This is a genomic window from Sporacetigenium sp. TC11, assembly GCF_058146105.1.
In genome coordinates this window covers 96,434-110,667 of the sequence record NZ_JBYVNY010000009.1, presented here as the reverse complement: position 1 = coordinate 110,667, position 14,234 = coordinate 96,434, and the positions used below count along the sequence as shown (strand labels likewise).

14 protein-coding genes are annotated in these 14,234 nt (G+C 29.7%); all 14 read left to right on the top strand.

The genetic code is table 11. From position 1 onward, the window contains the following. The first annotated feature begins 1 nt into the window (after position 1). The 14 genes from ACUSRV_RS13060 (at position 2) to ACUSRV_RS12995 (ending at position 14,085) form a co-directional block, all read left to right on the top strand. Entirely contained in the window at positions 2 to 286 is a 285-nt protein-coding gene (locus tag ACUSRV_RS13060; protein ID WP_490142413.1) for a hypothetical protein, read from the top strand. 182 nt (positions 287 to 468) lie between these two features. Then, positions 469 to 1,242 (top strand): flagellar hook-basal body complex protein, encoded by a 774-nt coding sequence (locus ACUSRV_RS13055; protein WP_490142412.1) that lies wholly within the window; start codon positions 469 to 471, stop codon positions 1,240 to 1,242. A gap of 12 nt (positions 1,243 to 1,254) precedes the next feature. Next, positions 1,255 to 2,010: a flagellar hook-basal body complex protein gene (locus tag ACUSRV_RS13050; RefSeq protein WP_490142411.1), complete on the top strand. Its 756-nt coding sequence runs from the start codon at positions 1,255 to 1,257 to the stop codon at positions 2,008 to 2,010. Between the two features lie 81 nt (positions 2,011 to 2,091). Then, complete coding sequence (locus ACUSRV_RS13045) at positions 2,092 to 2,433, top strand: FliM/FliN family flagellar motor switch protein (protein WP_490142410.1); 342 nt, start codon at positions 2,092 to 2,094, stop codon at positions 2,431 to 2,433. A 31-nt stretch (positions 2,434 to 2,464) separates the two neighbouring features. After that, on the top strand, positions 2,465 to 3,760 hold the full coding sequence (locus ACUSRV_RS13040) for a hypothetical protein (RefSeq protein WP_490142409.1): 1,296 nt from the start codon (positions 2,465 to 2,467) through the stop codon (positions 3,758 to 3,760). Positions 3,761 to 3,977: 217 nt separating this feature from the next. Further along, complete coding sequence (locus ACUSRV_RS13035; protein ID WP_490142408.1) at positions 3,978 to 5,717, top strand: methyl-accepting chemotaxis protein; 1,740 nt, start codon at positions 3,978 to 3,980, stop codon at positions 5,715 to 5,717. Between the two features lie 276 nt (positions 5,718 to 5,993). Then, positions 5,994 to 7,754: a methyl-accepting chemotaxis protein gene (locus ACUSRV_RS13030; RefSeq protein WP_490142407.1), complete on the top strand. Its 1,761-nt coding sequence runs from the start codon at positions 5,994 to 5,996 to the stop codon at positions 7,752 to 7,754. A 175-nt stretch (positions 7,755 to 7,929) separates the two neighbouring features. Further along, on the top strand, positions 7,930 to 10,119 hold the full coding sequence (locus ACUSRV_RS13025; RefSeq protein WP_490142406.1) for a chemotaxis protein CheW: 2,190 nt from the start codon (positions 7,930 to 7,932) through the stop codon (positions 10,117 to 10,119). Positions 10,120 to 10,238: 119 nt separating this feature from the next. Beyond that, positions 10,239 to 11,297 carry a protein-glutamate methylesterase/protein-glutamine glutaminase gene (locus ACUSRV_RS13020; RefSeq protein ID WP_490142405.1) on the top strand — a complete coding sequence of 353 codons (1,059 nt, stop codon included), beginning with the start codon at positions 10,239 to 10,241 and terminating at the stop codon, positions 11,295 to 11,297. A gap of 17 nt (positions 11,298 to 11,314) precedes the next feature. After that, the gene (locus tag ACUSRV_RS13015; protein WP_490142404.1) at positions 11,315 to 11,929 is read left to right on the top strand and encodes a chemotaxis protein CheC; all 615 of its coding nucleotides are present in this window, start codon (positions 11,315 to 11,317) and stop codon (positions 11,927 to 11,929) included. Next, a complete protein-coding gene (locus ACUSRV_RS13010; RefSeq protein ID WP_490142403.1) occupies positions 11,929 to 12,414 on the top strand; it encodes a chemotaxis protein CheD in 486 nt (161 codons plus the stop codon). The genes ACUSRV_RS13015 and ACUSRV_RS13010 overlap by 1 nt, the downstream gene beginning before the upstream one ends. An 18-nt stretch (positions 12,415 to 12,432) precedes the next feature. Beyond that, on the top strand, positions 12,433 to 12,912 hold the full coding sequence (locus tag ACUSRV_RS13005) for a chemotaxis protein CheW (RefSeq protein ID WP_490142402.1): 480 nt from the start codon (positions 12,433 to 12,435) through the stop codon (positions 12,910 to 12,912). Continuing rightward, positions 12,899 to 13,708 carry a CheR family methyltransferase gene (locus tag ACUSRV_RS13000; RefSeq protein ID WP_490142401.1) on the top strand — a complete coding sequence of 270 codons (810 nt, stop codon included), beginning with the start codon at positions 12,899 to 12,901 and terminating at the stop codon, positions 13,706 to 13,708. Before ACUSRV_RS13005 ends, ACUSRV_RS13000 begins: the two co-directional genes overlap by 14 nt. A 23-nt stretch (positions 13,709 to 13,731) precedes the next feature. Beyond that, positions 13,732 to 14,085: a response regulator gene (locus ACUSRV_RS12995; RefSeq protein WP_490142400.1), complete on the top strand. Its 354-nt coding sequence runs from the start codon at positions 13,732 to 13,734 to the stop codon at positions 14,083 to 14,085. Positions 14,086 to 14,234 lie beyond the last annotated feature (149 nt).

Here is a 14,234-nt window from a genome sequence, read left to right as displayed (position 1 = left end):
CATGATAAATTTTTTATTAATTTTAACATCATTTATTATTATAATTATTTCAATAAAATTAATAATTAACGAAAAGAATAAATCTAATTTTGACTATATAATAAACTACAAACTAGAAGAAGAGGATATTGAATTATCAAATAACATAGTAGATATTACAACAAAAAAAGAAGACAAAATAAAGCAACTTATAAATGAAGGATATAAAGACGATGAAATTTGTAACGAGCTTAATATAGGAAGAGGTGAGTTGCTATTAATAAAGAAATGTTACAAAATATCATAGACATTCTTACCGATAAAAAATTTACACTAGGAATAGGGATAGGCATACTCATAGCAACCATAGTTATCACAATATGGGGTGGGAACTCCATGAACAAATCAGAAATAGAAATGAAGGCAAGGTCATATGGAATGAAATACCCAAGTGAGATTAAAGTTTTAGACTAGAAGGGGGAATATATTTTGATAAGAGGGCTATATACATCAGTTTCTTCTATGATTACATTAGAGCAAAAACAAAGTGTAGCTACTAACAACATAGCTAACATAAATTCATATGGATATAAAAGTGAAAAATTGCTATCAAAGAGTTTTGACGAAATGTTATTACAAAACAACGACAATTATAAAAATGGAGTTCCAGGCAAAACAGAATTAGGTGGTTTAAGTTTTGGTGTTTCAATAGATGAAACAGTTACTGATTTTTCTCAAGGAGTATTAAAAGAAACCAATAAAAAGGCAGATATGGGTATACAAGGAAGTGGCTTTTTTTCAGTTAGAAGTCCCGAAGGAAATATATCTTATACTAGGGATGGAAGTTTTAGAATAGATAATCAGGGAAATTTGACTACTAACACTGGTCATTATGTGTTAGGTAGTAATTTAAATACAGGTAATATAGAACCTATCAATGTAGGGCAAGGTAATATGGCCGTATCCCCTAATAATGTAATATCTGTAGATGGAGTAAATAAATATTCATTTAATATAGTAGATTTTGATGACTACAGTAATTTAAAAAAGCAAGGAGATAATATGTATTCTGGCGAAAATGGAAGGCCTACAGATAGTGCTCTTATAAAGCAAGGATTTATAGAAACATCTAATATAGATATTACATCAGAAATGGCTAATATGATGACCTTTGTAAGAGAATATGAAGCTAATCAAAAGGTAATACAAACTATAGATTCTACTTTGCAAAAAATAGCTAATGAAATAGGTGCGGTAAGATAATGAGGAGGATACATGTATACTATATTTAACAATAGTAAAAGCGCTATGAAGGCTAATCAAGAGAAAATGGATGTAATATCTAATAATATAGCCAATATAAATACAAATGGATATAAAAAAGTTGATTTGCAGTTTGTAGACTTATTAAGCCAAACACTAGATAGACAATCTTATCCTACTAATTCGGAAGATGCAATAACAGGTACGGGAGTAAAGACGACATCATTAGTTAGAGATAACACACAGGGGCCTCTAAGAGAAACAAGTACAAAAAGTGATATTGCTATAGATGGAGAAGGTTTTTATAGAGTTATAAGATCTAATGGAGAATATGCTTATACTAGAAATAGTAGCTTTATTATAGACTCTTCTGGTAAAATAGTAGATAATAATCAAAACATTTTGGATATACAATTTAATCAAGGATATGGATATAACAATGTAAATTTAAAAAATATGATTGTAAATAAGTCAGGCGAAGTATATATAGATAATGATAAGGTGGGACAAATTAATTTATATAAGCCAGTGGGGTCTAATGATCTTATATCTATAGGAGATAATTTATTTTCTACAGCACAAAACGCCCAATTAGCTATTACGAAAAACTCATCTATTTATCAAGGGTATGTTGAGTTATCTAATGTAAATATGCAAGAAGAAATGGTTGATATGCTAACAACTCAAAGGGCATATCAGTTGAGTTCTAGAGGAATTAAGACTGCTGATGATATGTGGGGTATGGCAAATAATTTACAATCTAGGTAATTATTAGATTTGAAGAGGACATATTTGGTTATGCGAAAAGAAGGGTTTTAATAAACGATTCTATAAATAAGGAGATATAGTATGTATAATGATCAAAATAATCTTATATCTGAAGAAGAAGCAAGACTGCTTTTAGGCGATACAGAAGATTTAATAGATTCTAACAAAAATATGGAAAGAGTGCTAGGTGTTGACCTAGAAATAACGGTCATAATTGGTAGGACGAAAATGTCTTTAAAAGATATATTCGAGCTAGGAAAAGGGTCATTAATAGAATTAGATGCATTAGCAAATCAAGATGTAGAGGTACTTATAAATGAAAAGGTATTAGCTTATGGAAAAGTTGTTGTTGTTGACCAACATTTTGGGGTGAAAATTACTAATATAGTAAGTGAAGAAGATAGGGTCAGAACAATATCTTAAAAATTGAACAAAAGTGAGGTTTAGGGTAAATATGTCTGAATCAAAGAATGAAGAAGCTAAAAATGAGAATATATTTCACTTAAATGCTATAAACAAATATAATAGTACAGCTCAAAGATGTGTAGATGCATGTTTAAATTATGGTGAAATTAGGCATAAAAACATGGATGGAAGTATAATGAAGGTAGAAGTCCCTCGAGATAAATATGAAGAAGCAGTTAGAGATATAGAGAAAAGAGTTTTTAATAAAGAAACTAGTTCAAATATAAAAATAGAAGATGCTGTAGAAATGTTAAAAAAAGGTAATGTAAGTTATACACAAGCTAAGACTTTAGCTAAAGAGGGAAAAATAGAAGGGTTATCATATTATGAGATAGATGGAAGTATAGAAAGTGACGGTATACTAGGTTTATCAGGGATGGTAGAATATGCACTTGCTATATGGGATGGACTTAGTAGAGAAGAAGCACTGGTAAAAGGGATAACAAGAACTATGAAAGTTTTTGATGCTTATTTTATAGACTGCTTAAAAATTAGCGATGAAAGTAAGAAAGATGAATACAAAAGGTTTGTTAAGAATAACAATGTTACAGGAAATGATGAAGAAATGAAACTTTACAGATACCCTACTAGTAATTTAAATTATGAAAATATGTACAATAGTATAGATATAAAAAGTTACAAAAGAAATAGTTTAGTAAATACATCTGAGATTGTAGGAACTATTACTAATGCAATATTTTCTAGCACAGATATGAAAAATGTATTATTAGGAGATACATCTAGTAAATCTTTTATTAAAAAGATATTAGTTATATTGCTTGGCGTATTAGGGGGAACTTTAGGCTGGATATTTGGTTCTTATGTAGGTAAGGTTATAGCTAGTGTGATTACATTTATACCATTAAATGTTGCATCAATAGTAGGTGGTATAATAGCATCTTTATTAATAGTAATGATATTTATAGGTGTAAGTAGGCTTTTATTGGACAAATACATAAAAGATGATGCAAAAGAAATTATAGATATATTTAATCAAGAGTTACAAATCGTTGAAATAGAAAATATGCTTACATCTAAAGAGGTATCTCTTATATTAAAACATATTACAAATGACAATATACCAAACTTACTAAGAGGTATGAAAGGTAGTGTTAATAAAAGAGTAACAGCATCTACAATGATAAATAAGGAATGTAGATTTATATTAGATGCAAGAAAACATATAGTAATTCCTTCAGAGCATGAAATTATTAATATGTTAGACTCTTTAGTTTATCAATATAGACAAAAACTAAATTTTGAATATAGTATTGAAACTGTGTAAAAGTCCTTTGAACTAAGGACTTTTTTTTACATAATATATCAGATAAGAGTATATAAAATTAAAAAGATTAGATTTCTAAAAATATTAATTGACTTGAAACTTAGGAAAGTGTAAAATTATGGTAATATTTTGTCGAAATATAATATGGTTAAACATGTAAACCATAAATATTAAGGCAATATGGCTTAATAATGATTACTTCTGGGGAGGAATATTTGTGAAAAATTTAACTATAGGCAAAAAGTTAGGCATATCATTTATTGTTTTATTGATAATTACAATATTTGCAAATGTTTATGTATTATCTAATTTAAAAAATTCAGCAAAACTAAGTAAGGATTTATTTGAGGGACCGTATGAATTAACAAATCAGTCTATGGGGATTCGAAGAGATATAGTTTCCATTGACCAAAATCTTATGAATGCAATTGCTATAGATAATCCTGCGGAATATGGAATTTACGCTATGAAAGATTTCGATAGTATTAATGAAAGAATTAAAATACTTAAAGAGGATTTTGCAGGAGATGAAAATTCACTTTCTAATCTTGAAAGCTCGTTATCAGAGTTAAGACAAGAATATGAAAAGGTTTATGAACTTAAAGAACAAGGAGAAGATAAGGCTGCACACGAAATGGCAACAAGTCCAGATAGTAAATATTATCAAGCGTATGATAAATGTGAAGCAAGTGCAATAGCACTTTATAAAGATGCAGAAATTCAAGGTATTGAATTTGACAAGAAAATACAAGATACAGCATCAACAGCATGGTTTATTTCTATAGCGCTGAGTGTATTTGCTATAGCAGCAGGAGTAGTTATAGCTGTGAATATTACAAAGAGATTAAAGCAGCCAATTGAAGAAATAAAAATAGCTGCAAATAAAATGGCTGTTGGTGACTTTGATACTATTATTAATTATGAATCAAAGGATGAATTAGGGAATTTATCAAATAGTATGCGCCAAATGAGTAACGAAATTAATGAAGTTATAAATGATACAGTTCGTGTTTTAGGAGAAATTGCATGTGGTAATTTTGATGTTACACCTGAAGTAGAATATATAGGAGTATTTAAAAATATTGAAAAATCAGTGATTAAAATTACTAATGATTTAAGTGAAACAGTATCACAAATAAATGTAGCGTCAGAAGAACTTGAGGCGGCATCAGAACAAGTGGCAGGAAGATCACAAATGTTATCACAAGGTGCTACTGAGCAAGCAAGTGCAATTGAAGAATTATCTGCTACTATGATTGAAATATCTGAAAAAATTAAAGATACTGCAGAAAATGCTAAAAAGGCTAATTCTTTAACATTAAATTCAAGTCGTCAAGTTAAAGAAGGTAATGAACAAATGAAACAAATGGTTAAAGCAATGGAGGAAATTTCACATACTTCTAATGAAATTGGTAGAATTATAAAAACAATAGATGATATTGCATTCCAAACAAATATATTAGCGTTAAATGCTGCTGTAGAAGCTGCTAGAGCTGGTTCTGCTGGAAAAGGATTTGCTGTTGTTGCCGATGAGGTGAGAAACCTTGCTGCCAAATCAGCAGAAGCTGCTAAAAATACAGCTACACTTATTGAAAATTCAATAAAAGCAGTTGACAATGGAAGTAAGATAGTGGATAATACAGCACAATCACTTCAAAAAATAATTAATACTACTAATAGAACTACTGAATTAGTTGACGAGATAGCTAGAGCATCTGAGGAAGAATCTAGTGCCATTGCTCAAGCTACACTAGGAGTAGAGCAAATTTCAGACGTAGTACAAACTAATTCTGCAACAGCAGAGGAAAGTGGCGCTGCTAGTGAAGAATTAAGCGGACAAGCAAAAATGTTAAAATCACTCATTGAAAACTTTAAATTAAAAGATAAATATTCTTCACATAAACATATAAACTTCGATAGTAATGAAATTGATTATTTCGGTATGAATGAATCTTAATAAAATATTATAATTCATAGTTTTAAAAAAGGAAGCTTTTAAGCTTCCTTTTTTATTTTAAAGATTAGATTTTTAAAATTAATAGTTAAATTATTCCATTTATTTTATTATTTGCGAAATATGCAGATTTATCACAAAATACACCAAAAAAATACAAAAATATAACTAAAGTATCTATATATTTATCCGATAAATTATTTAAGGTGATAAAAATGATTTATTGATTATGTAACATAAATTATAATAAATCAAATTATAGGGAGGAATGAGTATAATATGAAGGATTTAAAAATAGGTAAAAAGCTAATGGTATCTTTTGCTATTGTGTTGATACTTACAGCTTTTGCAAACCTTTATGCAGTGTCTAATTTGAAAAAAGCAGAAAAACTAAGTAATGATTTATTTACGGGGCCTTATGTAGTAACATCTGATTCTGTATGGATTCGTAGAGATTTAGCTAATATTGCAAGGAATATTAATAATACATTTCTTGAGAATGACCAAGAAGCATATAGAACAGTAATTTTAGCTGATTTTGATGATATTAATCAAAGAATTGAAAGTATTCGTAATGCTTCTACACTTCGTGATTCTGTTGAGGATCAAAGAACACTTGATGAGCTTGAGAATTTGGCGGCTGCGCTAAGACAAGAATATGAAAAAATATATTCAACTGCAAATAGTGAAGGTTTTAGTGGGAATATATTGGATATAGATACTAGCGGATGGGCTGATAAATTTGGTAAGATTTCAGAAATTATAATAGATTTTAGTGAACAGGCAGAGGTAGATGGTACTGAATTCAATAAAACCGTACATGATACAGTGTCAAAATCAACGTATGCTTCTATAGGAATGAGTGTATTTGCAATAATAGTAGGAGTAGTTATATCATTAAATATTACAAAGGGATTAAGAAAGCCAATTGAAGAAATAAAAATAGCTGCAAATAAAATGGCTATTGGTGATTTTGATATTAATATTAATTATGAATCAAAGGATGAATTAGGTGATTTATCAAATAGTATGCGCCAAATGAGTAATAAAACTAAGGAAATTATAAATGACACAGTTCGTGTTTTAGGAGACGTTGCATCAGGTAATTTTGATGTTGCACCTCAAGTAGAATACATAGGAGTATTTAAAAATATCGAAAAATCAGTGAATAGAATTACTAGTGATTTAAGTGAAACAATGTCACAAATTAATGTAGCTTCAGAAGAAGTTGGGGGAGCATCAGATCAAGTGGCAAGCGCATCACAAATGTTATCACAAGGTGCTACTGAGCAAGCAAGTGCAATTCAAGAGTTATCTGCAACTATTATAGAAATATCAGAAAAAATTAAAGATACTGCAGAGAATGCAAAAAAAGCTAATAATCTAACAATAAGTTCAGGCCGTCAAGTTAAAGAAGGTAATGAACAAATGAAACAAATGGTTAAAGCAATGGAAGAAATTTCATTTACTTCTAATGAGATAGGGAGAATAATAAAAACAATAGACGATATTGCATTCCAAACAAACATATTAGCATTAAATGCCGCTGTGGAAGCCGCTAGAGCAGGTTCTGCTGGTAAAGGATTTGCTGTCGTTGCTGATGAGGTGAGAAATCTTGCTGCTAAATCTGCAGAAGCTGCTAAGAACACAGCTACACTTATTGAAAATTCAATAAAATCAGTTGATAATGGAAGTAAGATTGTAGATAACACAGCTGAGTCACTACAGAAAATAATCAATACAACTAATAGAACTACTGTATTAGTGGATGAAATAGCTAAAGCATCTGAAGAACAAGCTACTGCTATTTCTCATGTTACATTAGGAGTAGAACAAATTTCAGAGGTAGTACAAACTAATTCTGCAACAGCAGAAGAGAGTGCTGCTAGTAGTGAAGAATTAAGCGGACAAGCACAGATGCTGAAATCACTTATCGAGAACTTTAAACTAAAGGATAAAAATCGTTCTCACAAACATATAAACTTCAATAGTGATGAAATTAATTATTTTGATATGGATGAATCTGAATCGTTCGCATAAACATATAAACTTCAATAGTAATGAAATTAATTATTTTATATAAATGAATCTAAATAATATATTATAATTTATGATTTTTTAAAATGGAAGCTTTTGGGCTTCCATTTTTAAAAACTGAACTTAAATATGAAGTAAGTTGAAATCTATAATGTTTAATTGATAAAGGAGAAAGAATATGAGCGGAATGGATTCTTTAACGGAATTTTACGTGCATGAAAATATGCAATTATTAGAGAAATTAGAAGTAATTTTACTTGTAAGTCAAGTAGATACTGGCAAGTTAGGGAAAGAAGAAATTGAAGAAATTTTCCGTGCAATGCACACTATTAAAGGTTCTTCAGCCATGATGGGATATGATAGTTTAACAAAACTTACTCATAGTATAGAAGATGTTTTTGATGAAATACGTAATGGTCTTGAGCTTTCTCATAGTAAGTGGGAAGAAGTCGTTGATGTTGTGTTAGCTATTATAGATTTCCTTAAAGCAGAAATGTTAAATGTACAAGAGGGATTACTTCCAGAGGCTAGCATTGATGAATTGCATGAAAGAGCTTTAGGTTTATTAAAAAATGATGATGAAAATAATGACGAAGATAACTTTTTAGATATAAACTTGCCTACACAAACAATTGGGGAAAGATACTTTGGGATAAAAGTTTTTTTCGAGAGTGGATGTGGTATGGAAGGAATTAGAGCACTTGGTGTAGCTACTATGATTGATGGCTTATGTTCTATTATGAAAACTATACCAGAAGATTTAAATGTAGAATGTGATGATGAGATAGTCAAAGATGGTTTTACAATGTATGTAAAAACAACTGTAGATAAATCTGAACTTGAAAAATCCATTGAGGAAACTATGTTTTTAAAAAGTCTTGAAATAATAGAAGCTACAGATGAAACACAATTAGAAAATGTTTTTGGCGTAGCTAATTCAATTGGTAGTCAGGACACTATAAATGATGAGATAGCAATCACCAATGATATACTTGAACAAGAAATTAAAGAAGAGATTGTTCAGTCAAATATATCTAATAAGATAAATGATGAAATAGCAATCACTAAGGATATATTAGAAAAAGAAATTAAAGAAGAAATTGTTCAGTCAAATATACCTAATAAGGTAAATGGTGAAATAGCAATCATTAATAATACATTAAAGAAAGAAATTAAAGAAGAAACTACTCAATCACAGGCATCTAATAAAAACAGTTATTTAACTGTAAATATCAATAAAGTTGATACATTAATGAACTTAGTTGGAGAAATTGTTACTACTGAATCTATGGTAGAAAAACAATCACAACTAGAAAATTTTGATCCAGAAAGCTTTGAAAAACAGGCAAGAAGGTTACATCAATTGACAAATGAATTACAAGATGTTGTTATGTCGATTCGTATGGTACCAATTTCTTCTACTTTTACTAAAATGCAAAGAGTTGTAAGAGATATGAGCAAAAAAACTGGCAAATTAGTAGATTTAGTATTGATTGGTGAACAAACTGAGGTAGATAAGAACATCTTGGAAAATATATCAGATCCTTTAATGCATATGATAAGGAATAGTATGGATCATGGTATTGAGATGCCACAAGAGCGTAGAGAACAGCTAAAACCAGAGAAGGCAACTATTACATTAGAAGCAAAAAATACTGGTGGAGATGTTGTCATTATTATTAAAGATGATGGGCGAGGGTTAAATAAAGAGGCTATTATTAAAAAAGCAATTGAAAAAGGAATTACAAGTAAAAGCATTGAAGAAATCAGTGATAAAGAGGCATACAACTTTATATTATCACCTGGATTTTCTACAAAAGATGCTGTAACTGAGTATTCAGGACGAGGCGTAGGTATGGATGTTGTATATACAAACATTCGTAAGTTAAGAGGTTCTATTAGTATAGATAGTGAAAAAGGAAAGGGTACTATGATTGTACTCCGTATTCCACTAACATTGGCAATTATAGATGGAATGAAAGTACAAATAGGTGATGAAATATATATTATTCCATCACTTAATATAAAAGAAGTGTTTAGGCATGGTGCTTATGAGATTGTTAAAAACCCAAATGGAGAAGAACATAGTATTATTAGAGGTAATTGCTATGAAATTCGTAGATTATCAAAGATACTTGATATAACTGCAAAATCTAATGAAGGTATTATGATTTTAGTAGAGTCTGAAATGGGAAATGTTTGTATCATCGTAGATAGTATTATTGGTCAACAACAAGTGGTAATTAAACCAATACCTACATTGTTGACACAGTTTGAAAAGGTTCAATCTTACATGTCAGGTTGTTCTATTTTAGAAGACGGTTCTATTAGTTTGATATTTGATGTAAACGCCGTTATAAATAAGTAAATAGTGTTAGTACAATATCATGTACAGAATTACTATAGATGAATCTGCCAAAATTGCTGATAAATTAGGCAAAAATCGTGTAGTAAGACAGCGGGGGCATTTAAAAGGAGAGGTAGTCTATGGAAGATAATAAAAAGATAAAAGTATTGGTAATTGATGACTCTATTATGTTTCGACGTGTTATAGCAAAGTATCTTCAAGAATATCCAGATTTGGAAGTTGTGGGAACGGCTAAAGACTCATATGATGCTAGAGATAAAATACTGCAACTTAGACCAGATGTATTAACATTAGACATCGAAATGCCAGGAATGAATGGAATTGAATTTTTAAAGATTTTAATGAATCAATACCCTATTCCTACAATTGTTATTAGTGGTGCTGATGATAGGTGTTTCGAAGCTATAAGTGCTGGAGCTGTTGGATTTGTTGAAAAACCAACAGCAAATACAATGAACGATTTTTCGAATGAGTTAGCATCTAAAATTAGAGAAGCATCCGTTGCTAAATTGGGCAAGGTGATTAATAATTCTGTACAGAAAAAAAGCACAGTAGACAGTACAAGTATAAGAAGAAAAAATAATAAAGAGATAATTGCTATTGGGGCATCTATGGGCGGTGTAGAAGCTGTTAGTAAATTATTAAGGCAATTACCTTTAGGATTACCTGGAATTGTTATTACGCAACATATGCCACCTGTATTCACCCAAAAATATGCAGAACGTTTAAATAGAGAATGTTCGATAACCGTGTCAGAGGCTAAAGATGGAGAAGAAGTATTAAGTGGACATGCATATATCGCACCTGGAGCTTTACATATGGGTATTGTAAATAAAGGTAATAAATATATATTACAAGTTAAAGAAGGAGAAAAAATTAGTGGCCATTGTCCTTCAGTAGATTACTTATTTGAATCTGTAGCAAAAGTTGCTAAAGAAAATGCTATAGGTGTTATATTAACTGGAATGGGCTCTGATGGAGCTAAAGGACTACTTGATATAAAGAAAGCAGGAGGCTATACTGTAGGTCAAAATAAACATTCTTGTGTTGTATATGGAATGCCAATGGCCGCGATGAATTTAGGGGCAGTTTTAAAAGAATCTTCCTTAGAAATGATTCCAAATGTAATATTAAATCAATTAAAGAGAAGAACATTAACAGTAAAATCTATAGATTAGGTAGAAAGTAGGTATATATGAGATTTGAATGTGATAAATTGAATGTATTTAGTGAGATTAGTAATATAGGTTCAGGAAATGCATCGAATTCATTAGCTATGATGTTAAATGAAATAGTTGATATAGGTCTTCCTAAAAGTGATATGATTAAGTTTTCAGATATAACTAATAGCTATAGTTCTCCCGAAGAGTTAGTTGTAGGAACTGTTTTACAACTTTCAGGAGATATGGAAGGGTTTATTATGGTTATTATGAAAATTGATTCGGCACTTAATTTATTATCAAAACTTTCTGGAAAAGAAATTATATGTGATAGAGATGATTACAATTCGGTTTGTGAAGAATTAAATTCAATAGGAGAAATTTGCAATATACTTTGTGGAACATACTTAACTGCAATATCTGATATGACAAATTTAACTATAGATCCATCAATTCCTTATTTTAGTGTAGATATGGTTATGGCAATTATGAATTTACCAGCTTCATTATATGGTGAGGTTGCTGACTCAATTTTATGTATTGAAACAGATTTTTTCACTACAGATCAAAAAATTGATGGAAAATATTATTTTATTCCTAAAGTAGAGTCATGTAAAAAACTATTAGCATCACTAGGATTTGTGGATTAATGGAAAATGTAACAGTGGGTATAGCAGAATTTAAGATTATAAAAGCGCCTAATCAAATTATGACTATAGGTTTGGGATCTTGTTGTGGGGTAGTACTTTACGACGAGGTAAATAAGATTGCTGGATTAGTTCATGTTTTACTTCCGAATTCAAACAATGAAAAAAACATAGTAAATAAGGCAAAATATGCAGATACTGGAATTGCATTATTATATAATGAAATGAAAAAAGCAGGTGCTAATACCAGATTTATAAAAGGGAAGTTAGCTGGTGGAGCACATATGTTTAATTTTAAAAATACAGGCAGTAGTATATTTACTGTTGGAGAAAAAAATGTAAAAGCATGCAAAGAAACATTAGCAAAATTGAATATTTCTATTGTTTCTGAAGATGTATTAGGTTCTAATGGAAGAACTATCATCTTTGATACTCTTACAAATAAACTGCGTATCAAGAGTATTGGAAAAATTGAAAAAGTAATTTAAAAGGATGGTGTATTACTTGTGAATACAAATGATGAGATAATAGAGAATAAAATAGATGATTTGTACATGGTATTTGTTATAAATAATCAAAAATATGCATTATCATCAAAATATATTATAGAAATTATTGAAATGTTGCCAATAACTAAAGTTCCATTCCTTCCTAAGTATATGAAAGGGATTATAAATTTAAGAAGTACTATTATTCCTGTAATGGATGCTAGGATGAGATTTGATATGGAGCCAATTGATTATAATGAGAGAACTTGTATTATTATAATAGAAAACAATATGGATAAAATGGGTTTAATAGTTGATGCTGTGAATGAAGTTATTAATATTTCACCTAATCAAAGTATGAAAATGACATCAAATAAAGAAGAAAGTAAGCAAAATTTCATAAAAGGTGTTAGTGAAATAAATAATGAAATTCAGTTAATATTAGACTGCGACTCGTTAATTGAAATTGTAGAGGATATGAATAATGGAATTAACTAATAAAGACTTTGTGCGATTAAAAAATTTTATGTATAATAATTATGGGATAAATCTTGAAAAGAAAAAAACACTGATTGAAACACGACTAGTATCGATAGTAAAGCGTTTAGGATTTGCTGACTTTAAAAGTTATATAGATAACCTGATGCAAGATAAGAGTGGAGAGCAAGTAACTATTTTAGTAGATAAGCTAACAACAAATTTTACTTATTTTATGCGTGAGGAACAACACTTTGAATTTTTAAAAGATGAGGTATTATTACCTAAGTTAAAAAGGCCATCAATCGGAGGAATAAAGATTTGGTGTGCAGCCTCATCAACCGGAGAAGAACCATACTGTATCGCTATGTCAGCAGCATCTATTTTTGGAAAGAACTCAAGGGCAAAAGTGTCTATAACAGCATCAGATATTTCAAATAGTGTGCTAAAACAAGCAAAGGCAGGTATTTATTCAGAAGACAAAGTATTGAAATTGCCACAATCATGGGTGAAAAATTTCTTTCAAAGGATAAACGATAAAAATTATGTAGTTATTGAAAATATCAAAAACTTAGTTGAATTTAAATATTTCAATTTAAATAATAGTATAGGTTGGGATAAGTGTAAATACGATGTTATTTTTTGTAGAAATGTTATGATTTATTTTGATAATGCTACAAACAAAAAATTATCTAAAAGATTATACGACTCGCTTAAACCAGGAGGATATTTGATAATTGGAATGTCTGAAAGTTTATCTAATTTAGAAACAGATTTTGAACGTGTAAAACCATCAGTGTATAGAAAACGATTATAATTGATAAAAAGGGAGGAAATTGTATGAAAAGAGTATTAATAGTTGATGACGCAGCATTTATGCGTATGTCTATTAAAAATATGCTTCAGAATTATGAGTTCGAGATAGTTGGTGAGGCAGAAAATGGTTTGATGGCAATTGAAAAATATAAAGAATTACAACCGGATATTGTAACGCTAGATATTACTATGCCAGAAATGGATGGTTTACAGGCCTTAAGAGAAATCAAAAAAATTGATCCAGGGGCATCAATTGTTATGGTATCAGCATTAGGGCAAGAAGCGAGAATGAAAGAGGCAATTATTTATGGAGCAAAAGGTTTTATTGTAAAGCCTTTTAAAGAAGAAATTATTGTGTCTGCTTTATCTAAACTGTAATTTATTTTGATGATAAATAATTAAACTTAGAGAACAACATATAGAATTAGTATTATAAAAGTAAGATGTTTAGACATCTTACTTTTATAATATTGGTGCTAGTATAATATTATAGACACATTTAAGAGGACAAATTATAATGGAGTGAG

Coding starts and splice junctions, on each gene's coding strand:
- ACUSRV_RS13010 (WP_490142403.1), top strand. CDS start 11,929: ATGGAAAATGTAACAGTGGGTATAGCAGAATTTAAGATTATAAAAGCG.
- ACUSRV_RS13030 (WP_490142407.1), top strand. CDS start 5,994: ATGAAGGATTTAAAAATAGGTAAAAAGCTAATGGTATCTTTTGCTATT.
- ACUSRV_RS12995 (WP_490142400.1), top strand. CDS start 13,732: ATGAAAAGAGTATTAATAGTTGATGACGCAGCATTTATGCGTATGTCT.
- ACUSRV_RS13020 (WP_490142405.1), top strand. CDS start 10,239: ATGGAAGATAATAAAAAGATAAAAGTATTGGTAATTGATGACTCTATT.
- ACUSRV_RS13045 (WP_490142410.1), top strand. CDS start 2,092: ATGTATAATGATCAAAATAATCTTATATCTGAAGAAGAAGCAAGACTG.
- ACUSRV_RS13000 (WP_490142401.1), top strand. CDS start 12,899: ATGGAATTAACTAATAAAGACTTTGTGCGATTAAAAAATTTTATGTAT.
- ACUSRV_RS13025 (WP_490142406.1), top strand. CDS start 7,930: ATGAGCGGAATGGATTCTTTAACGGAATTTTACGTGCATGAAAATATG.
- ACUSRV_RS13040 (WP_490142409.1), top strand. CDS start 2,465: ATGTCTGAATCAAAGAATGAAGAAGCTAAAAATGAGAATATATTTCAC.
- ACUSRV_RS13050 (WP_490142411.1), top strand. CDS start 1,255: ATGTATACTATATTTAACAATAGTAAAAGCGCTATGAAGGCTAATCAA.
- ACUSRV_RS13015 (WP_490142404.1), top strand. CDS start 11,315: ATGAGATTTGAATGTGATAAATTGAATGTATTTAGTGAGATTAGTAAT.
- ACUSRV_RS13060 (WP_490142413.1), top strand. CDS start 2: ATGATAAATTTTTTATTAATTTTAACATCATTTATTATTATAATTATT.